Source organism: Pseudomonas sp. LBUM1666 (genome assembly GCF_059695775.1).
On the sequence record NZ_CP166789.1, the window covers coordinates 3,302,950 to 3,322,965 of the forward strand.

A 20,016-nucleotide genomic window follows, 5' to 3' on the forward strand; every position below is an offset into this window, starting at 1 on the left:
AAATACCAAGTTAGTTATCCTGACTTTATCCGGGAGTAATGTTTGATGCTCAGCCAACTCCACGATCTCGATCTGCAACTGCTACGCCTGTTCGTCAACGTGGTGGAGTGCGGCGGCTTCAGCGCAGCTCAGGGGGAGTTGGGCTTGAGCCAATCGAGCATCAGCCAGCAAATGGCCAAACTGGAAACCCGGCTCGGCTATCGCCTGTGCAGTCGCGGTAAGGGGGGGTTCAAAATCACGCCCAAGGGCGAACAACTGCTCAGTGCGACTCGCAGCCTGTTCGAGTCCATCGAAGCCTTCCGCCATCAATCCAATGGTGTGGCCGGGCGCCTGATCGGCGAGGTGCGTCTGGGACTGTCCGAAGCGCTCGATCAATCCGTGCTGCAACAGGTGGCCGATGCGATCCGGCGCTTTCGTGAACGGGACGAATCGGTACGCATCGAATTGATCAGCGCCATGCCCGGTGAAATGGAACGCTTGCTGCTGCAACAACGACTGGACCTGGCGATCGGCTATTTCTCACAAGTGCAAAGCGCTTTTGACTACCGCGAACTGTTTACCGAAACCCAGCACTTGTATTGCGCCACCGGCCATCCGTTGTTCACCAATGATGTGCCTGACGATCAAGCGCTACAGGCTTGCGATCGGGTCGATCACCCTTACCGCTTCCTGCGCAGCGACGAGCCCTTCCAGGGGAAGATGTGTTCGGCGCGCTCGGAGCAAGTCGAAGGCACCCTCGCCTTCATTCTTTCCGGCAAGCATGTCGGTTATTTACCCGAACACTTTGCCCGCAGCTGGGAAGACAAAGGCTTGCTGCGCGCCGTGCGCCGTGGCGATATGAGTTTCGACGTGGCGTTCCATCTGGCCCGCCATCGCGCCCAAGTGCCGGGGGATGCGCAGAAAGCCTTTGAAGAGGATTTGTTGGCGGCGTTCGCCTGAGTACCCACGATCCCTGTGGGAGCGAGCTTGCTCGCGAAGAGGGAGTGTCAGTCAGGCGACATTGATGCTGTCTGGTGCGCCGCTATCGCGAGCAAGCTCGCTCCCACATAGTCTTTCTGGCATCCTGCGCCTCCATTTTTGACCCGGCCCGCCTTCTGGCACGCACACCACCATGACCGCCTCTGAAAAAGCCCCTGCCCCGCGCAATAACGACCTGATTTACGGCCTCGACGACCGCCCGCATCTGACCGCCACCCTCTTCGCTGCCCTGCAACACGTGCTCGCCAGTTTCGTCGGCATCATCACCCCGACCCTGATCATGGGTGGTGCCCTCGGCCTGCAAAGCGAAGTGCCGTACCTGATCAGCATGGCGCTGTTCGTTTCGGGGTTGGGCACATTTGTTCAGGCGCGACGTTTCGGCCCGATCGGTTCCGGCCTGCTGTGTCTGCAAGGCACCAGCTTCTCATTCATCAGCGTGATTCTCAGTGCCGGTTTCATGGTCAAGGCCCGGGGCGGCGGCACCGATGAAATCCTGTCGACCATCTTTGGTGTCTGCTTTTTCGCTGCCTTCATCGAAGTAATGTTGAGCCAGTTCATCGGCAAATTGCGGATGCTGATCACCCCGGTGGTGACCGGCACGATCATCACGTTGATGGGCCTGTCGCTGATCAAAGTCGCCATGACCGACATCGCCGGCGGCTTCGGTGCGGCGGACCTCGGCGCGGCCAGTCATCTGGCCCTGGCGGCCCTGGTGCTCGGAACGATTGTGGTGTTGAACCGCGTCGATGTGCCGTTCCTGCGCCTCGGTGCGATCGTCATCGGCTTGACCCTCGGCTATGTCGTGGCCTGGCTGATGGGTGACGTCAATTTCGCCAGCCTGCCCGACGTGCCGCTGATGAGCGTGCCGGTGCCGTTCAAGTACGGCTTTAACTTCGATTGGGTCGCGTTCGTGCCGGTGGCGGTGATTTTCCTCGTGTCGCCACTGGAAGCCGCCGGTGACCTGACCGCCAACTCGATGATTTCCCGGCAGCCAGTCAAAGGCCCGATCTACCTCCGTCGGATCAAGTCCGGCCTGCTCGCCGACGGCCTCAACTCGGCCATGGCCGCCGTGTTCAACAGCATGCCGATGGTGACCTTCGCCCAGAACAACGGCGTGATTCAGCTCACCGGCGTGGCCAGCCGCTACGTGGCGTTCTTCATTGCCGGTTTGTTGGTGGTGCTGGGGTTGTTCCCGATGATCGGCGCGGTGCTGCAGTTGATGCCCAAACCGGTACTCGGCGGTGCTGAACTGGTGATGTTCGGCACCGTCGCGGTCGCCGGGATCAAGATCCTCGCCGAAGCCGGCCTGCACCGGCGCAACATGCTGATCGTGTCGATTTCCCTCGGCATGGGCCTGGGTGTCGCGGCGGTTCCGGAAGTGCTGCGCGAGTTGCCGAAGGCGCTGCACAACATCTTCGAATCGCCGATCACCGTCGGCGCGTTGTGCGCCATCGTGCTGAATATCTTCCTGCCCGAAGAGTTCATTGAGCTGGAAGAAGATGATTTCGATCCCGAAGCCTCGATCCTGCGGGTCATGGAAAATCCACCGGCCACTGAAACCGCCGCCAGCCTGAACCGCTGATGGGACCGTGCTACATTCGTTGCGACTCCGCTTGGTAGAAGGTTGACCGCACGTTGAACAAGAAAACCGGCATCCGGGCCGCTCAGGCCCATCAAACCCGAACCCGGATTCTCGAAGCGGCCGTGAAGGTATTCACCCGCGACGGCTACTCCGGGGGGCGGGTGGAAAGCATTTCCCGCGAAGCCGATTCCAACGACCGCATGCTCTATTACTACTTCGGCAGCAAAGAGCAGTTGTTCATCTGCGTGCTGGAACACACCTATGAGCAATTCAATAAAGCCGAAAGCCAGCTCAAGCTGAACCTGAGCACACCGCTGTTGGCCCTGCAGGATCTGGTGGCGTTCGTCTGGAACTACTACGTCGAACACCCGGAATTCGTCGCCATCCTCAGCAACGAAAACCTGCACAACGGCAAGCACGCCCAACAGTCCAGCGAGTTGCGCCGGTTGTCGGGAGAAGCGGTCGGCGTGTTGCGCCCGATCATTGAGGCGGGTCAGGTTCAGGGATTGTTTCGTCAGGATCTGGACATCAAGCATGTGTATTTGATGATCGCCTCGCTTTGCTACTTCTATAACTCCAACCGGCACACCCTCAGTTCCTTCCTTGGAGAGGATCTGGCGGACAAGGGTCAGCAGCAGGATTGGTTGGGGTTTATCAAGGATCTGGTGGTGCGAGGGGTGATGCGGTTGCCGGAGCAGGATCAGCGGTGACCGCGCCGGCCTGCTCGCGAAGCTTTTAATGGCTGCCGGGATTAGCCCGCAGATGTGCAACCTTCTGTTCCAACCCTTCCCAACCCGACGCATTTGAAGCAAACCGATTACGCAAGTACGCCGCCAGTTCCGCCACCTGCGTATTGGACAAGCTGTCCTTGAAACCGGGCATGTAGCCCAGGTCCTTGGTGGCCGGTGCATCGATGCCTTGCAGGATGACCTTGATCAGGTTGTCTGGTTGATCGCTGTGTACATTGGTATTGCTCGCCAGAGACGGACTCACACCGAACAGTTTCGGCCCTAGGCCATCCGCGTGACAGGCTTTGCACGAACCTTCGAACACCCGCTGACCGTTGCTCAATGACAGGCTCGCGACCGGCGACGGCCGAGTGGCTTTCTCCACAACTTGCGCTTCAGCTTGCGCGCCGTTGAGTGACGCGAGGTACACCGCCATCGCCCGAATATCCGTCTTGGGCAATTTCGCCAGTTCACTGACCACCGGCCCCATGGGCCCGGTCGCCACGCCATGGGCGTCGGAATAGCCGGTGCTGAGGTAGTCGAACAGCTGATTCTCCGTCCACGGCGTTGGCGCTTTCGACAAACCGTTCAATGCCGGCGCTTCCCAGCCATCGACGCTGCCACCGGCCAGGAAAGACGCACCGCCCTTCTCCGCGCCCATCAGGTTGCGTGGCGAATGGCAGGCGGCGCAGTGCCCCAAACCGTTGACCAGGTAAGCGCCGCGACTCCATTGCTCGCTACGTCCTGGCTGAACGCTGATCTCGCCCCGGCGCAGAAACAGCGAATTCCACCCGGCCATCAACGGCCGCAAATTGAACGGAAAACGCATGTCGTTGGCTGTCGCGGGTTGGCTGACCGGCGCTTGCGACATCAGGTACGCATACAGCGCCTGCATATCGGCATCGTTGATATTGCGAAACGCGGTGTAGGGAAACGCCGGGTACAGATTGCGCCCGTCGCGACCGATGCCTTCGCGCATCGCACGTTCGAACGCCGGATACGACCAGCTGCCGATACCGGTCTTCACGTCGGGCGTGATGTTGCTGCTATAGAGCGTGCCGAAGGGTGTCTGCATCGCCAGGCCTCCGGCATTGGTCGCGCCACCTGGCGCGGTATGGCACACCGCGCAATCGCCGACGGCCGCCAGCAAACGCCCGCGCTCAAGGGTTGCCGCCGACCAGGTGCCGGCACTTGGCGGCGCAATCGGCGCGATTTCACCGTGAAACGGCCACGCGGTGGCGGCCATACCGAGCACCGCGCCGAACGCCGCAAACAGAGAACCGAACAGCCACTTCGAGCGTTTGGCCGGCGACTTCGGTGGCTCGTCACAGGTGCCGGCGTTCAACGCCGCCAGCACCCGCTCCGGGGTAATCGGCAGTTCGCGAAAACGAATCCCGGTGGCGTCATAAATGGCGTTGGCAATCGCCGCCGCACTCGGCACCGATGCGGACTCACCGGCGCCCATGGGCGGCTGGTCCTGACGCGGCATCATCATGACGTCGATCTGCGGCACTTCAGGGAAGGTCAGGATTGGATAACCACCCCACTCCTTGCTGGCGACTGTTGACTCTTCAAAGGTCACCCGCTCCTTGAGCACCCGGCTGGTGGATTGAATGACGTTGCCGTGGATCTGATGCTGCACGCCCGCCGGGTTGATCATCATCCCCGAGTCATGACCAATCACCACCCGCGTGACGGACACATCACCGGTCTGGCGATCCACCGCCACGTCCGCCACCCACGCGGCCCAAGCCGCACCAAAACCGGGGAACTTGCTGTGGATGTAGCGCGCATAGGCAAAACCGCGACCGCGCAGGAACTGATCGTCGTTCGGGGTTTGCATCGGCGCGGTGCGCGGGGTCCAGGCGGCGCGCTCGGCGGTGGATTTCACCAGGTCAATGGCGCGCTCATCGCGCAGATAGCGCAGTCGGTATTCCACCGGATCGACGCCCGCCGCGAACGCCAGTTCATCGATGTACGACTCATGGGCGAAGGTGTTGGGCAGCGCCGACACCCCGCGCATCCACGAAGCCCGGACGATCGGTGCCATGTCATTGATGGTCACGCGCATGTGTTCGAAGTCATAAGGCGGGATCGACGTGCGATCGCCCATTTCGAACATCGCCGCCACCGGCTCGACCCGTCCGGTCAACAGCAAAGCCAGGGTCGGCGCGCCGTTCGATGGGTAGCTGGTCTGGAAATCGTAAGCAGCCACACTGCCATCGGCGTTCAAGCCGCCGTCGACGTCCATCAGTTGCGCAGTGCCCTTGGGTTCCCACAGGTGTTCCTGCTCCCGGGTCAATTGCACCCGGACCGGTTTGCCCACGGCGCGGGACAACAGCAAGGCATCGGCGCAGACATCATCGGCACAGTTACGCCCATAACAGCCCGACGCTTCCATGCGAATAATCTCGATCGATTCTTCTGCGCACTCCAGCAACCAGGCGAGGTCCGCTCGCAGCAAATGCGGATTCTGGCTACCGGACCACACGCGAGTGCCCGACGACTGATAGTCCGCCAACCCACAGGAAGGGCCGATGGAGCCGTGCATCTGATACGGCCACAAATACGTTCGCGGCATGCGATGACTGGCCCCGGCCAAGGCGTCGTCGACGTTGCCCTGATCGAGAACGACGCGCTGTACTCGCGGGTTATCGCGGATGGCCTGCTCGACATTACTCATGTCCGGCAATTTATGGTTCCAGGCTTTCCATGTGATTTTCAACGCCTGGGCGGCCTTGATCGCCTGTTCTTCGCGCAGCGCCACCACCCCGACGAAATCACGAATCACCACCACCGCCACGATCCCGGAAATATGCGCGATGGAGGACTCATCGACGTCCAGCAGGCTGTTGCCGACGAAATCGCCACAATCGAGCCCGGCATAGGGCGGGCGAATCACCCGGCCGTGGAGCATGTCCGGCACCCGCATGTCGTGGACGTAAGTCAGTTCGCCAGTGGCCTTGGCCGGAATATCCACACGCGCAGCGCCCTTGCCGACCAGCCGATAGTCTTCGGCAGGCTTGAGTGGCGCGGTGCCTGAGATGCGCAGTTCAACGTGATCACCGTGCACCAGATCGGCGTAGGACGTGGTGCGTCCGTCCGCGGCGACAATCACACCGGCCTCGACCTTCAGACTGCCCGCCTCCACCGACCAGCGTTCTGCCGCCCGCTCCAGCAGAAAACGCCGGGCCTCGGCAGCCGCATTGCGCAGCGGGATCGCAGAAATCTGCAGCGTGGCGCTGGCAATGGTCGCTCCCTGATTGGGCACACGCTCGGTGTCGCCCAGCACCATGCACACCTGCTCCAGTTGCAGGTCCAGTTCTTCGGCGACGATCTGCGCCAGCGAAGTGCGGATGCCGGTGCCGAGGTCGACATGCCCGTTGAAGGCATACACCCGTCCGTCATCGCTGATGGCGATGAACAGCCCCAGTTCCTTGGGTTTGATCAGCGGCGTACCTCCTTTGGCCACCGGGCCTGATGGCGGCAGGATGTCGTCGACGATCAGCAGAACGCCGGTCTTGGCCAGCCATTGGTCGCGGGTGGGGATTGCGTCAGTCATGGTCATCGATCCACGTTCAAGGCGTTTGACGGGCGGCACGCAGCACCGCTCGGAGGATTTCGATATGGGTTCCGCAACGGCAAAGGTTGGCCGAGAGTTCGTTGCGGATCTGGGTTTCGCTGGGGTGCGGGATGCGGTCGAGCAAGGCCTTGGCCGTCATGATCATGCCGTTGAGGCAATAGCCGCATTGCGCCGCCTGCTCGTCGATAAAGGCTTGCTGCACCGGGTGCGGATCGGCGCGGTTGCCGAGTCCTTCGAGGGTGACGATCTGCCGGTCCACGGCGCCGGCCAGCGGAAACACGCAGGAGCGCGCCGCCACACCATCGATGATCACCGTGCACGCGCCGCACTCGCCCAGGCCGCAACCGTACTTGGGGCCATTGAGTTGCAGGTCATTGCGCAGGATCAGCAATAACGGCGTATCCGCCATCGCGGTGACGGTGGTGGTGTGGCCGTTGACCTCAAGCGCTACCGTGATTTCCTGGCTTGTCATTCGCTTCGCCCGCTTCAGTTGATGAAGTATCCACTACACCAAAAGGTCGAAGAAAAGGTCGCGGGCCAGAATCAGTTTGTGGCGTCGCGACACACTCGAGTGGTGAAGTGGTTACTACATGAAAAGAGAGCAAAAACAGTGCCAAAGACCGAGCGGGCTGATCAGTCCTGTGGGTCGTCGATCATCTTGCGCAGCAAAAACAGCACGGCGACCTGCTCTGCCGGGTTGAGGTTGCTCATGGTCAGCTCAGTGATTTTCCCGGCACAGGGTACGGTTTGCTGCACCAGACGATCGCCGGCTTCGGACAGGCCGACAATGACTTTGCGCCGGTCTTGCGGGTCGGGTTCAAGGGTGATCAGTTCCCGGGCCTTGAGCCGCTCGACGATGCCGCGAATAGTTGCCTGGTCCACGGCGGTGGCCTTGACCAGTTCAGTCAGGGAACTGGGGCCGTGATCACGCACGGCGCACAGGGTGACGAACTGCACCGCAGTGAGCTGGGAGTCGCCGACGTTCTGCTGAAAAATCGCCATGTGCCGTTGATAGGCCTTGCGGAGCAAATGCCCGACTTGTTCGGAGAAAACGTAGGAAGAATCAGGAGTTTCTGACACGACAGGCTCGAAAGGGGAAAAGTGGTGGGAAGGCATGATGGACAGGTTGGGAGGCGGACTCAAGGGTGATATCGGTCTTAACAGACTGCACAAACCCTGTGGGAGCGAGCTTGCTCGCGATAGCGGTAGATCAGTCAACTTCTATGTTGAATGTAATGCCGCCATCGCGAGCAAGCTCGCTCCCACAAGTTATGTGCCCGCCAGCTAGTCCCCGTGAACTCGGGAAGCCTCCGGCGCCACCACATCCCCACCAATCACCACTGCTTGGTCATCCAGATACACATCACAATGGCGCAGCGGAATATCCAGGTGACACGGGGTTTTGCGGGTGCCGCCGACTTCGGTATTCGGTCCGGTGGAGAACAGGAAGTTGCCGTAGAACGCCCGGGCATCCATGCACATGCCATCGTTTTTGTCGTGCAGCCCCATGGCAGTCCACTGCGCCCGTGGCTGCAAGCCCCAGCCGATGTGGGAAATACCGTAGACCTCTGGATCGTTGAAGTACTTCATGTAGTCACGCAGGTATTCAGCCTCGAAACCGCCATGGATCGAGGTGATGAAGCCCTTCTCGATTTCCAGGGTGATCTTCTCCCGGGTGTAGTTCTTGAACGGCAGCAGAATATCGCCGACATCCAGCACCAGTACGCCCTCGGCTGTTTCTTCGTTCGGCCAGGAGAACAGAAAGCCACTGGGCCAGTGGTCCCAACGCCCCGGCTCATCAGCGAAACCGTACTCGGTGACTGAAGGATATTGCCCCAGCGCCGCGTGGAAATTGCTGCCGGCGCGGGAGGTGACGTGGATTGATTTGGCCTGCTTGAGCAGTTGCTCCGCCGCCATCACCCGCACCTTGTCAGCCTCGGTCGGCAGCATGCGCGCCAGGACTTCCGGGGGTTCGACGGCCAGCAGAATTCGCGTGCCGGTCTTGAGGATCTGCTCCTGCTCCGGTGAGTGCAGCAGCATCATCGTGTCGACGATCAAGTCCGCCGCTTCCAGCGCCCGCTGCGCCGCGATATTGCCGGTCAACGCGGTGTCGCCGCAGTAGGCCGTCATGTCATTGCCCATGGCCGTTGGATGGTTGAACGAAGGCAGCTCCACCGCGTAGACCTTGGCCCCCAGCCGCTGGGCCGCCTCCATCGCCGCACGCACGGTGCGCGGGTTCGAATAGTGGCTCTTGAGTACGGCGACGCTCTGGGTCGGGTCGACCTTCGACAGCTTCAACACGTGTTCGAACATCTGGGTCAATTCGCAATCGCTTACCGGCATTTTGCTGTCTCCTCGATCGTCTGCTTCGCACCAAGTCGAGGCGCCTCGCCTCACTCCAGTGCATTTTTTATAGCGTATACGCCATTTGTCTACGATAAGACCCTAAAAGAAGACTGACTGCAAGCGTCGGACCACAACGTTACCAACCCACACAAAACCAATTTTTACTGGTTACATTTGGTGACTTCCGAGAAATAAGCGTGAAAATTATTTTTCCAAGCGGCACTTTCTTTTTGAAAATTATAGCGTATACACTTTAAAAACCTTGCGGCGACACAGCCAGCGACTATTCGAAGAAGAGGAACAAGCCCCATGGCAAGAACACAGAAAATCGCCATCGTCGGTGCGGGTCTGGGCGGTGCAGCCGCTGCGACGCTGCTGCAACAAGCCGGGTTTGAGGTGGACATCTACGAACAGGCACCCGAGTTCTCCCGCCTCGGCGCCGGGATTCACATGGGTCCCAACATCATGAAAATCTTCCGGCGCATGGGTATTGAGCAACAGCTCGACCTGATGGGTTCGCACCCGGATCACTGGTTCAGCCGTGACGGTTTGAGTGGCGATTACCTGTCACGCATCCCATTGGGAGATTTCGCTCGCAAGGAGTACGGCGCGTCCTACATCACCGTGCACCGCGGCGACCTGCACGCCCTGCAGATGTCGACGATCAAACCCGGCACCGTGCACTTCAACAAACGCTTGGAAACCCTGGAAGAAACCGACAGCCAGGTGCGCCTGACCTTCAGTGACGGCGAAGTGACCTACGCCGACATCGTCATCGGCGCCGACGGCATCAATTCGAAGATTCGTGAAGAGTTGCTCGGTGCGGAAAAACCGCTGTACAGCGGCTGGGTGGCGCACCGCGCGCTGATCCGTGGCGATCAACTGGCCAAATACGATTTGAAGTTCGAAGACTGCATCAAGTGGTGGACCGAGGATCGGCACATGATGGTCTACTACACCACCGGCAAGCGCGACGAGTACTACTACGTCACCGGCGTGCCGCATCCGGAATGGGATTTCCAAGGTGCGTTCGTCGACAGCAGCCGCGAAGAAATGTTTGAGGCGTTCCAGGGTTATCACCCGACGGTCCAGGCGCTGATCGAATCCACCGAAAGCGTCACCAAATGGCCGTTGCGCAACCGCAACCCGTTGCCGCTGTGGAGCCGTGGGCGACTGGTGCTGCTGGGTGACGCTTGCCACCCGATGAAGCCGCACATGGCCCAGGGCGCTGGCATGGCCATCGAAGACGCCGCGATGCTCACCCGCTGCCTGCAGGAAACCGGGCTCGGCGATTACCGCACCGCGTTCGAACTGTATGAAGCCAACCGCAAGGAACGCGCTTCCCGCGTGCAGTCCGTGTCCAACGCCAACACCTGGCTGCGCACCCAGGAAGATCCGGCCTGGGTTTACGGCTATGACCTGTACGCCCAGCCGTTGAAATCGGGGGTAGCCGCGTGAGTACGTTCATCCATGGCGGTAACGTCCAGGCCAACGGCATTCGCCAGCATTACCTGCGCTATGGCGGTAAAGGCCCGGCGCTGATTCTGATTCCCGGCATCACCAGCCCGGCGATCACCTGGGGGTTTGTCGCGGAACGACTCGGCGAGCATTTCGACACCTATGTGCTCGACGTTCGCGGTCGCGGCCTCTCCTCCACCGGGCCAGAACTGGACTACAGCGCTGAAGCCTGCGCCAACGACATCGGCGCTTTTGCCAAAGCCATGAAGCTGAACAACTACAACCTGGTCGGCCACTCCATGGGCGCCCGTTTTGCCGTGCGCAGCGCGGTGCGTCATCCGGCCGGGGTGAACCGCCTGGTGCTGATCGATCCACCGGTGTCCGGCCCTGGTCGGCGCGAATACCCGAGCAAACTGCCGTGGTACGTCGATTCGATTCGCCAGTCGTTGGTCGGGATGGACGCCGAGGCGATGCGCGCCTTCTGTGCCACCTGGACCGACGAGCAATTGCAACTGCGCGCCGAGTGGCTGCACACCTGCTACGAACCGGCGATCGTGCGGGCCTTCAACGATTTCCACGACGTGGATTTCCATCAGGACCTGCCGAAACTCCAGGCCCCGGCGTTACTGATGATCGCCGGCCGTGGTGGTGTTATTCAGCCCGAGGACGAAGCGGAAATCCTCGACCTGCAACCGAACATTCGCAGTGTCCACGTCGAAAACGCCGGGCACATGATTCCCTGGGATGACCTCGACGGCTTCTTCAGCGCCTTCGGTGATTTCCTTGGCCCACGCCTGAACTAATCGAATCCGGAGACTTTTATGCTCACGCCTTACCGCATCGGCCAGATCGTGCCGAGCTCCAACACCACCATGGAAACCGAGATCCCGGCGATGCTCACCGCGCGTCAGTTGATCCGCCCGGAACGCTTCACCTTTCACTCCAGCCGCATGCGCATGAAGCAAGTGCGCAAGGAAGAGCTGGCGGCGATGGATGGCGAATCCGACCGCTGCGCCGTGGAATTGTCTGACGCCAAGGTCGACGTATTGGGTTATGCGTGCCTGGTGGCGATCATGGCCATGGGTCTGGGTTACCACCGCAAATCCGAGCAACGGCTGCGCAAGGCCACCGCCGATAACGACGGCAACGCACCAGTCATTACCAGCGCCGGTGCCTTGATCGAAGGCCTGAAAGTGCTGGGCGCCAAACGCATCGCTATTGTCGCGCCGTACATGAAACCCCTCACCGAACTGGTGGTGGATTACATACGCGCAGAAGGTTTCGAAGTCGTGGACTGGCGCGCACTGGAAATTCCCGACAACCTCGCCGTGGCCCGTCACGATCCGGCGAATCTGCCGGGCATCGTGGCTGGTATGAACCTGGAAGGCGTCGACGTGATCGTGCTCTCGGCCTGTGTGCAGATGCAGTCATTGCCCGTGGTGGCGCAAGTCGAAGCGCAAACCGGAAAACCGGTGCTCACCGCCGCCATTGCCACCACCTACGCCATGCTCAAGGCCCTGGACCTGGAACCGATTGTTCCCGGTGCAGGCGCCCTGCTCTCCGGCGCCTATTAAGAGGTGAGCGACATGAGTGAACAAACCGCCAACGACAACTATCAGGGCGTGTGGGGCCAGCGCATCGGTTTCGGCCGCAAAGCCGCGTTGCTGATGATCGACTTCATGCGTGGCTATACCACCGAAGGGGCGCCGCTGTTCGCACCCGGCGTGGTCAGTGCCGTGGCCGAAAGCGTTGAGCTGTTGGCCAGCGCCCGTCGTCAGGGCATCCCGGTGGTGCACACTAATATTCGCTACCACCCCGGCCATTTCGCCGACGGTGGCATCTGGGTTAAAAAAGCCCCGGTGATGAAAGATATGGTCGAGGGCAACCCCTTGGCAGCGTTTTGCGAAGAGGTACAGCCCCAGGAGGATGAAGTGGTGATCAGCAAGCAGTACGCCAGTGCCTTTTTCGGCAGCAGCCTGGCCTCGATGCTGCACGCCCAAGGCATCGACACCGTGGTGCTGGCCGGTTGCTCCACCAGCGGCTGCATTCGGGCGACAGCGGTGGACGCCGTACAACACGGTTTTCGCACCATCGTCGTGCGCGAGTGCGTCGGCGACCGGCATTCGGCGCCCCATGAAGCCAACCTGTTCGATATCGACAGCAAGTACGGCGATGTCGTCAGCAAGCAGGAGGCCATCGCGCACTTCAAAAAAATGTAAGGCGTACCACAAGAACCGCGCCATAGAGCGCAGGTCTTTGATAAAAACTGAGGGTACGCCCTCAGTCTTCTGACACTGCCTTTGGACGTCGCTTGCTACAGCGCGCCAGAGCGCTGGAAAAAAGCGGCTGTATAAAAACCATAAGTCACCGCCAGGAGACACCCAATGCCCATTGCGAATGCAGCACCTGCGACCACGGTCGCCGACCCGATTCAAGCGCTTTACCACAAGATCACCTGGAAGCTGATCCCTTTCCTGTGCTTCTGCTACCTGGCCGCGTACCTCGACCGGATCAATATCGGCTTTGCCAAACTGCAGATGCTCGATCAACTGCACTTCAGCGAAACCGCTTTCGGCCTCGGTGCCGGGCTGTTTTTTGTCGGCTACATCCTGTTCGAGGTGCCAAGCAACCTGGTGCTGGAGAAAGTCGGCGCCAAGATCTGGATCGCCCGCATCATGATCACCTGGGGCCTGCTTTCGGCCTGCACCATGCTCGTGACGTCCACCACTCAGTTCTACATCCTGCGCTTCTTGCTCGGCGCCGCCGAAGCAGGCTTTCTGCCCGGCGTTCTGTATTACCTGACGACCTGGTTCCCGACCTATCGACGCGGCCGCATCATCGCCTTGTTCATGATCGGCCTGCCGCTGTCCAGCGTCATTGGCGGCCCGCTGTCCGGCTGGGTCATGGGTTATTTCGATAACTTTGGCGGCCTGCATGGCTGGCAATGGCTGTTCCTCATCGAAGCGGTACCGAGTGTCCTGCTGGGCGTGCTGACCTTCTGGGCCCTGCCCAACAACTATCGCCAGGCCAAATGGCTCAACGACGATGAGAAAAACCTGCTGGAGCAAGAACTGCGCGCCGATGACGCCAGTGGCGGGGACAGCAAACACAGTTTTCGAGACGGCTTCTTCAACCTGAAGGTCTGGATGCTCGGCGGGATCGACTTCTCGATCCTGCTCAGTGCCTATGCCATGGGTTTCTGGATGCCGACCTTCATCCGCAATGCAGGCATCAGCGACACGTTCCACATCGGTGTACTCACGGCGCTGCCGAGCATCGCCGCGTTATTGGGCATGCTGTTGATCGGCGCCAGCTCCGACAAACACCGCGAACGTCGCTGGCACATCATCGTGCCGTTTCTGGTGGGCGCAGCCGCCATGGCCAGTGCGCCGTTCTTCGTCCACAACGTGGTGGCGACCGTGGCACTGTTCGCCATCGCGTCGGCGGCGATCATCGGCGCGGTGCCGGTGTTCTTCAGTCTGCCGGCGACCTTTCTCAAAGGCACCGCGGCGGCCACCGGCTTCGCCCTCGCCTGCTCGTTGGCGAACATCGCCGGGCTGGTCAGCAATTCACTGATGGGGGTCGCCATCGACGTCACCGGCAGTAGCGCCGGTGCGCTGTGGTTCTTTGCCGGCTGCCTGATTCTCAGCAGCTTTCTGGTGATCGCCTTGCCGGCCAAACTGGTCAACCGCTGACACACCACACCGCCGGCTCCTACAGGGATCGTGGTAGCCGCCACATACAAATTCTCAGGTGAGTCCCCATGCAAGTTTTCATCAAACGCTGTGCCCTGCTTGTCGCTGCCGGTCTCTGCGCCGGTTCCCTGCAAGCGGCGGAAAAAGTCATCTTCGACACCGACTTCAACGTGCTCAACGATGATGGCCAGGCCTTCATCATGCTCGCCCAACTCCACGCCCAGAAACGCATCGACCTGCTCGGCATGACCCTGGTCAGCGGCAACGCCTGGGTCGACCAGGAACAGGTGGATGCCCTCAAGGCAGTAGAACGCATGGGTGTGGAAAAGGACGTCGGCGTCTATTCCGGAGCGGCCTACCCGTTGCTTCATGACTTCGCCACCTACCCGCAGGAAAAAGCCCTGTTCGGGGCTGGTTGGCCGGGTGCTTTCAAGGCGCCGCGTCCGACTTCCGCCGCGCAACTGATCGCCCCGCCGGATGGCCTGGCAACCCACACCTCGTTGCGCAAGGAAACAGCCGCCCAGTTCATCGTCGACAGCGTGCGCGCCAATCCCCATGAGGTGACGTTGCTGGCGGTCGGCCCGCTGACCAACATCGCCCTGGCCATTCGCTCCGCCCCCGACATCGTGCCGTTGATCAAACGCATCGTGTACATGGGCGGGGCCATCGAGATTCCGGGCAACACCACACCGGCCGCCGAATTCAACTGGTGGTTCGACCCCGAGGCGGCGAAGATCGTCCTGCGCTCACCCATCGAACACGTCATTTTTCCCAACGATGTGTGCGAAAAGGTCACCTTCGACGCCTCGATCTACCAGCGCGTTATCGCCCGGCCGGGACCGATTGCCGATCTGTACAAACACGAATTCGCGCCATTGTTCAGCAAAGACCCCGGCTATCACAGTTTTACCTGGGACAGCCTGCCGGCCCTGTTTCTGGTCGAGCCGGGCATCGTCACCGAATCCCGCGAGCTGTGGGTCGATGTCAATGCCCAGTTCGGTGCCGACTACGGTCGTGCCCTGGGTTACAAGAAAAGTCCACCCGTGGGCACGCAAAAAGCCAAGGTGGTGTTTGCCATCGACCAGAAGCAGTTCTGGGATGATTATGTGAATCTTGTGACCTTACCGACGCCGGTCAAAGGCAGATGATGCCGCGCCGCTCATGAAGAAGTGACAGCTTGCGGCGAACCCCTCACAGTGAGCGTGGTCGCACAGGTGAACCGCCGAACGTTGCTCAAGGGCCGAGCCGTCAGCGGTTCGGTCCCTTTTCTGTCGAGAACCCTTCATGCGCAGACTCCTCGCCTTATCCCTCTCGTTGCTGTTGCTCTCCCTGAGCGCCTGCGCCCTGCTGCCCAATCGCGACCCGCTGAACATCAACGTGGTCGGCTTCGAGCCATTGCAAAGCCAGGACATGGAAGTACGCTTTGCCGTGAAAATTCGCGTGCAAAATCCCAACGAGACCACCATCAATTACAACGGCGTGGCCCTGGACATGGAAGTCAACGGCCAGCCACTCGCCTCCGGTGTCAGCGATCAATCGGGCTCGATTGCACGCTTTTCCGAAACCGTGCTGACCGTGCCGGTGAGTGTTTCGGCGTTCTCCGTGCTGCGCCAGACCCTGGGCCTGAGCAAAACCCAAACCCTCGACAACCTGCCCTACGTCCTGCGCGGCAAACTCGCGGGCGGCTTGTTCGGCACGATGCGTTTCGTGGACAGTGGCAAACTCAGCCTGCCAACGTCGACGACCGGCACCTGGTGAGACCGACAGATCAATGTGGGAGCGAGCTTGCTCCCACAAGGGATTATGTGTTGAAGCGGACACCAGGCTTGGCCCGCTCATCCACCGTCAACTCAAACACGTCCGGGCGCGCGTAGTGCCCGACCACGTCGTAGTCGTAACGGGCGCGGATCAGGTCATCGGTGTCGATTTGTGCGGTGAGCAAACCGGCGCTGTCACGCAGAGGCCCCGCCAGAATGTCGCCCATCGGCCCAATGATCACGCTGCCACCGGCAATCAATGGCCGGTCCGCCGGCCAGTTGGCGATCTCCACGCCCAAGGCTTGCGGTGAATCCTGAACCTGACAGGCGCTGACCACAAAGCAGCGTCCTTCATGGGCGATATGGCGCATGCTGATCTGCCACATTTCCCGCTCGTCCACCGTTGGCGCGCACCAGACCTCCACGCCTTTGGCGTACATCGCAGTGCGCAGCAGCGGCATCATGTTTTCCCAACACACTACCGCGCCGATCCGCCCGACCTGACTGTCGATCACCGGCAGCGTCGAGCCATCGCCTTTGCCCCAGATCAACCGTTCGGTGCCGGTGGGCATCAGTTTGCGGTGCCTGGCGACCAGCCCGGCCTGCGGATCGAAATACAACGCAGTGCAGAACAAGGTGCTGCCGGCACGTTCGATGACACCGATCACCAGATTGGCGCCGGTGCGCGCCGACAGCCCGGCCAACGCTTCGGTTTCCGCGCCGGGCACGTCGATCGCATTGGCAAAGTACCGGGCAAAGGCTTCACGCCCTTCCGGCAGTCGATAACCCAGCTGAGTACCAAAACCCTCGCCTTTGGGGTAACCGCCGAGCAACGCTTCAGGCATGACCACCAGCGCCGCGCCGGATTCGATAATCGCGTTTTCCCAAGAAAGGATCTGTTCCAGGGTCTCGGCCTTGCCACCGGGCAAAGAGCCGATTTGCAGTGCAGCAACGATTGACTTGGGCATCGCAGTAACTCCGAAAGCAATGAGGTGTTGCTCATTCTCCGGCGCCACGGGATCATCAATAAAGCCCCGTTTGCTGCTGAATGATATGAACCAAATGAATATCGCCACCGTCGATCTCAACCTGCTGAAAGTCTTCGAAGCGCTCCACGAGGAGTCCAGCGCCAGCCGGGCCGCGTTGCGTCTGGGCGTGACGCAATCGGCGGTCAGTGCGGCACTGCGAAGGCTTCGCGAGGTGTATGGCGATCAGTTGTTCGTGCGCACCGGCCGCGGACTCGCGCCCACACTCAGGGCCAACCAGTTGAAACCGGTGGTCAGCGATGCCCTGAACAAATGCCGGCAGAGCCTGGCGATGGTCGATCCGGCTGCCCACCATTACGACGGGCGCTCGGTGACCGTGGGTATGTCCGATGATTTCGAAATCGCTTATGGGCGCCGGCTGATCGAAGAAATCGCCCGCGTCGCGCCAAAGCTGCGGCTGATCTTTCGTCAGACCCACAGTCAGATCGTCGCGCAAGCGTTGATGGAACGCAGCATCGATCTGGCGATCACCGCAGGTGGGTTTGCCGAGCGCTTGCTCAGCCGTCAGGTGTTGGGAGAAGGCGGTTATCTGTGCCTGGTGGACCCGCTCAGCCTGGCCGAGGGACAGCAGACCCTCAGCCTTGAGGCGTTCGTCGCCCGCGAGCACATTCTGGTGTCGTCGGGCGGCTTTATCGGGATCACCGATGAGGGGCTGGCGGCGCTAGGGTTGAGTCGGCGGGTATGCGCTTCGACCACACACTTTGCCGCGTTGCCGCACTTGCTCAAGGGCAGTCAGGCCGTGGCGACCATTCCGGCCCATGCGGCCCAAAGCATTGCAGCGCTCAGCGGACTGGCACTGCTGCCCTGCCCTCTGGCGTTGCCGCGTTACCCGATCGAACTGGGCTGGCGCACCAGTACGCAGCTCGATCCGGTGGTGCTGAAAGTACGGGAAGCGATTGTCGCGAGTTTTGCGAGTGCTACTTGGCAGCCATCAGGCGATTGACTTCGCTGCGCACCATGTTCGCGAATTCCGGGGGCGACATGCCGTCAAGTTCGGCACGGACCCACTCGGCCCATTTGCCTTTGCGCTTGGCGCGTTCACCGAACAACCGCGCGGCTTCGCCCTTGGACTTGCCCAGGTTGCTTTGCCATAGATCGAACAGACGGGACTTCTCATCTTCCAGCGCAGCGCGCTCGGCAAGGGGTTTGTCGGCCAGATTGAAGCTCATGGGAGTTACCTGCTGCGTAAAATAGGCGACATCTTACACTGTAGGAGGAAATGTCCTGCTCTGGATTTTTGATCAGGATGACGTCTACAGGCAAATTCGCTGCAACTTTTTCGCTGACGACAGACTCCATTGTTCACTGTCCATTTATCTGCAAGGAGTACCCCAATGGCCCGGAAAACCGCCGCACAAGTCGCCGAAGACCAGATCAAGGATCAAGCCTTCAGCGAACTTCAGGCTCTGATCGAAGAGTCGGAAAAACTGCTCAAAAGCAGTGCCTCACTGGTGGGTGAGGAAGCGGACACACTTCGTGGGCAAATCGCCCAGAAACTTCAGCAGGCTCGGGACTCCGTCACCAGCGTTCGTGACCGGACCAAACCTGCGGTCGAAGCCACTGAAACTTATATCGGTGGTCATCCGTGGCAAACCGTGGCGATCTCTGCCGGTTTCGGTCTGGTGGTCGGTTTGTTGCTGGGCCGGCGGTAAGCAGTTTCGGAAAAAAAAGGCGAGCATTGAAGCTCGCCTTTTTCATGTCCGGGTTTTCCCAAGCGTCAGAGCCCGGCCAGTTCCCGTAAACTCGCTAGCGTCTGAGCATCAAGCTTAATGCCTTCGGTGCTGGCCTTGGCCCGTTGCTGGTGACGTCGATCCCCCGGCAAACGCTTGAGCCCCACACCGTGCATCTGCCGGACCAGTTCCTGACTGCGCTCGGCAAAATTCTGCCCGGCCGCCTTGCTCGGGTCGATCACGATCAACAGTTGGCCAGTCCACGGCGTCTTGGCCCCCGGATGGTTCGACCAATCGAACTCGAAGGAAAAATTGCCGCCGGTCAACGCCGCCGCCAACAGCTCGACCATCATCGACAGCGCCGAACCTTTATGCCCGCCAAACGGCAGCAACGCGCCGCCCTCAAGAATCGCTTTCGGGTCCTGGGTTGGCTGGCCGAGACTGTCCACACCCATGCCTGGCGGCAAACGCTCGCCCTTGCGCGCGGCGATCTGCACATCGCCATGAGCAATGGCGCTAGTCGCCAGGTCGAAGACAATCGGATCGCCGTCAGCCCGAGGGGCGGCGAAAGCAATCGGGTTGGTCCCGAACAGCGGACGATCGGCCCCGTGCGGCACCACGCAGGTCATGCTGTTGACCACGCTCAGCGCCACCAAGCCTTCATAGGCGAAGGGTTCAACATCCGGCCACAATGCGGCGAAATGGTGGGAGTTACGAATCGCTAACACCGCAATGCCAGCACTGCGGGCTTTTTCCACCAACAAACCGCGTGCTGCGGCGAGGGCCGGTTGGGCGAAACCATTACCGGCGTCGACCCGGACAAAGCCCGAAGCCACGTCCTCGACCACCGGCACGGCCTGGCCATTGACCCAGCCGCTCTGGAGCGTCGACACGTAACCGGGAATGCGGAACACGCCATGGCTATGGGCGCCATCGCGTTCGGCGCCGGCGCAGTTGAGGGCCAGTGTCCTGGCCACCTCGGCGGAGGTGCCATGGCGCTGAAAAATCTGCTCAAGCAAAAGTACGAGCGCGTCGAAATCGAGCGTTTGAGTGTTCGAACTGACGGCCATTTCGGGCGTTGCGGTCATCTGAAGCTCCAGTTTTATTATTGAGTACGGGCAACAGGGTGAAGCGAGGTTGCAGGGCAACCCAAAACAGTTGTCGATTAAGCGC

General features: G+C 60.6%; 19 protein-coding genes. 12 read left to right on the top strand and 7 right to left on the bottom strand.

The genetic code is table 11. The annotated features are described in order from the left end of the window. Positions 1-45 precede the first annotated feature (45 nt). From ACA056_RS14960 to ACA056_RS14970, 3 genes are all read left to right on the top strand, one after another. On the top strand, positions 46-939 hold the full coding sequence (locus ACA056_RS14960) for a LysR family transcriptional regulator (RefSeq protein ID WP_497265680.1): 894 nt from the start codon (positions 46-48) through the stop codon (positions 937-939). Between the two features lie 172 nt (positions 940-1,111). Then, complete coding sequence (locus ACA056_RS14965; protein ID WP_497265682.1) at positions 1,112-2,560, top strand: nucleobase:cation symporter-2 family protein; 1,449 nt, start codon at positions 1,112-1,114, stop codon at positions 2,558-2,560. Between the two features lie 53 nt (positions 2,561-2,613). Beyond that, positions 2,614-3,270 carry a TetR/AcrR family transcriptional regulator gene (locus ACA056_RS14970; protein ID WP_497265684.1) on the top strand — a complete coding sequence of 219 codons (657 nt, stop codon included), beginning with the start codon at positions 2,614-2,616 and terminating at the stop codon, positions 3,268-3,270. 25 nt (positions 3,271-3,295) lie between these two features. Here ACA056_RS14970 and ACA056_RS14975 read toward each other — a convergent pair whose 3' ends face one another. From ACA056_RS14975 to ACA056_RS14990, 4 genes are all read right to left on the bottom strand, one after another. Then, on the bottom strand, positions 3,296-6,850 hold the full coding sequence (locus tag ACA056_RS14975; RefSeq protein WP_497265686.1) for a molybdopterin cofactor-binding domain-containing protein: 3,555 nt from the start codon (positions 6,848-6,850) through the stop codon (positions 3,296-3,298). Between the two features lie 16 nt (positions 6,851-6,866). Next, a complete protein-coding gene (locus ACA056_RS14980) occupies positions 6,867-7,343 on the bottom strand; it encodes a (2Fe-2S)-binding protein (RefSeq protein ID WP_140678490.1) in 477 nt (158 codons plus the stop codon). Positions 7,344-7,504: 161 nt separating this feature from the next. Further along, positions 7,505-7,951: a MarR family winged helix-turn-helix transcriptional regulator gene (locus ACA056_RS14985; RefSeq protein WP_223433396.1), complete on the bottom strand. Its 447-nt coding sequence runs from the start codon at positions 7,949-7,951 to the stop codon at positions 7,505-7,507. Between the two features lie 204 nt (positions 7,952-8,155). Next, the gene (locus tag ACA056_RS14990; protein ID WP_497265689.1) at positions 8,156-9,214 is read right to left on the bottom strand and encodes a 2,5-dihydroxypyridine 5,6-dioxygenase; all 1,059 of its coding nucleotides are present in this window, start codon (positions 9,212-9,214) and stop codon (positions 8,156-8,158) included. 312 nt (positions 9,215-9,526) lie between these two features. On the opposite strand from ACA056_RS14990, the gene ACA056_RS14995 reads away from it, so the two are divergent. The 7 genes from ACA056_RS14995 (at position 9,527) to ACA056_RS15025 (ending at position 16,128) form a co-directional block, all read left to right on the top strand. Continuing rightward, on the top strand, positions 9,527-10,675 hold the full coding sequence (locus ACA056_RS14995) for an FAD-dependent monooxygenase (RefSeq protein WP_008149895.1): 1,149 nt from the start codon (positions 9,527-9,529) through the stop codon (positions 10,673-10,675). Next, a complete protein-coding gene (locus tag ACA056_RS15000) occupies positions 10,672-11,478 on the top strand; it encodes an alpha/beta fold hydrolase (protein ID WP_497265691.1) in 807 nt (268 codons plus the stop codon). Before ACA056_RS14995 ends, ACA056_RS15000 begins: the two co-directional genes overlap by 4 nt. Before the next feature lie 18 nt (positions 11,479-11,496). Then, positions 11,497-12,249, top strand: a complete 753-nt coding sequence (locus ACA056_RS15005; RefSeq protein ID WP_008149891.1) for a maleate cis-trans isomerase family protein — start codon at positions 11,497-11,499, stop codon at positions 12,247-12,249. Positions 12,250-12,261: 12 nt separating this feature from the next. Next, entirely contained in the window at positions 12,262-12,894 is a 633-nt protein-coding gene (locus ACA056_RS15010; RefSeq protein WP_497265693.1) for an N-carbamoylsarcosine amidohydrolase, read from the top strand. Positions 12,895-13,059: 165 nt separating this feature from the next. Beyond that, on the top strand, positions 13,060-14,370 hold the full coding sequence (locus ACA056_RS15015) for an MFS transporter (RefSeq protein WP_497265695.1): 1,311 nt from the start codon (positions 13,060-13,062) through the stop codon (positions 14,368-14,370). Between the two features lie 68 nt (positions 14,371-14,438). Beyond that, positions 14,439-15,518: a nucleoside hydrolase gene (locus ACA056_RS15020; protein ID WP_497265697.1), complete on the top strand. Its 1,080-nt coding sequence runs from the start codon at positions 14,439-14,441 to the stop codon at positions 15,516-15,518. 136 nt (positions 15,519-15,654) lie between these two features. Continuing rightward, a complete protein-coding gene (locus ACA056_RS15025; protein WP_497265699.1) occupies positions 15,655-16,128 on the top strand; it encodes an LEA/WHy family protein in 474 nt (157 codons plus the stop codon). 43 nt (positions 16,129-16,171) lie between these two features. On the opposite strand, the gene ACA056_RS15030 is transcribed toward ACA056_RS15025, so the two are convergent. Then, positions 16,172-17,095, bottom strand: a complete 924-nt coding sequence (locus ACA056_RS15030; RefSeq protein WP_497265701.1) for a carbon-nitrogen hydrolase family protein — start codon at positions 17,093-17,095, stop codon at positions 16,172-16,174. A gap of 85 nt (positions 17,096-17,180) precedes the next feature. On the opposite strand from ACA056_RS15030, the gene ACA056_RS15035 reads away from it, so the two are divergent. Further along, positions 17,181-18,116: a LysR family transcriptional regulator gene (locus tag ACA056_RS15035; protein ID WP_497265703.1), complete on the top strand. Its 936-nt coding sequence runs from the start codon at positions 17,181-17,183 to the stop codon at positions 18,114-18,116. Here the strand turns inward: ACA056_RS15035 and ACA056_RS15040 are convergent. Continuing rightward, a complete protein-coding gene (locus tag ACA056_RS15040; protein WP_008155229.1) occupies positions 18,091-18,342 on the bottom strand; it encodes a hypothetical protein in 252 nt (83 codons plus the stop codon). The genes ACA056_RS15035 and ACA056_RS15040 overlap by 26 nt on opposite strands. Before the next feature lie 165 nt (positions 18,343-18,507). Between ACA056_RS15040 and ACA056_RS15045 the strand changes: the two genes are divergently transcribed. Then, the gene (locus ACA056_RS15045) at positions 18,508-18,825 is read left to right on the top strand and encodes an ElaB/YgaM/YqjD family protein (RefSeq protein ID WP_123364977.1); all 318 of its coding nucleotides are present in this window, start codon (positions 18,508-18,510) and stop codon (positions 18,823-18,825) included. 65 nt (positions 18,826-18,890) lie between these two features. Here ACA056_RS15045 and ACA056_RS15050 read toward each other — a convergent pair whose 3' ends face one another. Continuing rightward, entirely contained in the window at positions 18,891-19,931 is a 1,041-nt protein-coding gene (locus ACA056_RS15050) for an Ldh family oxidoreductase (protein WP_497265706.1), read from the bottom strand. Positions 19,932-20,016: the final 85 nt, after the last annotated feature.

What these genes read in the sequence shown, in the direction of transcription:
- ACA056_RS14960 (WP_497265680.1), top strand. Translation starts at nt 46, where the DNA reads ATGCTCAGCCAACTCCACGATCTCGATCTGCAACTGCTACGCCTGTTC.
- ACA056_RS14965 (WP_497265682.1), top strand. Translation starts at nt 1,112, where the DNA reads ATGACCGCCTCTGAAAAAGCCCCTGCCCCGCGCAATAACGACCTGATT.
- ACA056_RS14975 (WP_497265686.1), bottom strand. Translation starts at nt 6,850, where the DNA reads ATGACTGACGCAATCCCCACCCGCGACCAATGGCTGGCCAAGACCGGC.
- ACA056_RS14980 (WP_140678490.1), bottom strand. Translation starts at nt 7,343, where the DNA reads ATGACAAGCCAGGAAATCACGGTAGCGCTTGAGGTCAACGGCCACACC.
- ACA056_RS14990 (WP_497265689.1), bottom strand. Translation starts at nt 9,214, where the DNA reads ATGCCGGTAAGCGATTGCGAATTGACCCAGATGTTCGAACACGTGTTG.
- ACA056_RS14995 (WP_008149895.1), top strand. Translation starts at nt 9,527, where the DNA reads ATGGCAAGAACACAGAAAATCGCCATCGTCGGTGCGGGTCTGGGCGGT.
- ACA056_RS15005 (WP_008149891.1), top strand. Translation starts at nt 11,497, where the DNA reads ATGCTCACGCCTTACCGCATCGGCCAGATCGTGCCGAGCTCCAACACC.
- ACA056_RS15010 (WP_497265693.1), top strand. Translation starts at nt 12,262, where the DNA reads ATGAGTGAACAAACCGCCAACGACAACTATCAGGGCGTGTGGGGCCAG.
- ACA056_RS15015 (WP_497265695.1), top strand. Translation starts at nt 13,060, where the DNA reads ATGCCCATTGCGAATGCAGCACCTGCGACCACGGTCGCCGACCCGATT.
- ACA056_RS15020 (WP_497265697.1), top strand. Translation starts at nt 14,439, where the DNA reads ATGCAAGTTTTCATCAAACGCTGTGCCCTGCTTGTCGCTGCCGGTCTC.
- ACA056_RS15025 (WP_497265699.1), top strand. Translation starts at nt 15,655, where the DNA reads ATGCGCAGACTCCTCGCCTTATCCCTCTCGTTGCTGTTGCTCTCCCTG.
- ACA056_RS15030 (WP_497265701.1), bottom strand. Translation starts at nt 17,095, where the DNA reads ATGCCCAAGTCAATCGTTGCTGCACTGCAAATCGGCTCTTTGCCCGGT.
- ACA056_RS15035 (WP_497265703.1), top strand. Translation starts at nt 17,181, where the DNA reads ATGAACCAAATGAATATCGCCACCGTCGATCTCAACCTGCTGAAAGTC.
- ACA056_RS15040 (WP_008155229.1), bottom strand. Translation starts at nt 18,342, where the DNA reads ATGAGCTTCAATCTGGCCGACAAACCCCTTGCCGAGCGCGCTGCGCTG.
- ACA056_RS15045 (WP_123364977.1), top strand. Translation starts at nt 18,508, where the DNA reads ATGGCCCGGAAAACCGCCGCACAAGTCGCCGAAGACCAGATCAAGGAT.
- ACA056_RS15050 (WP_497265706.1), bottom strand. Translation starts at nt 19,931, where the DNA reads ATGACCGCAACGCCCGAAATGGCCGTCAGTTCGAACACTCAAACGCTC.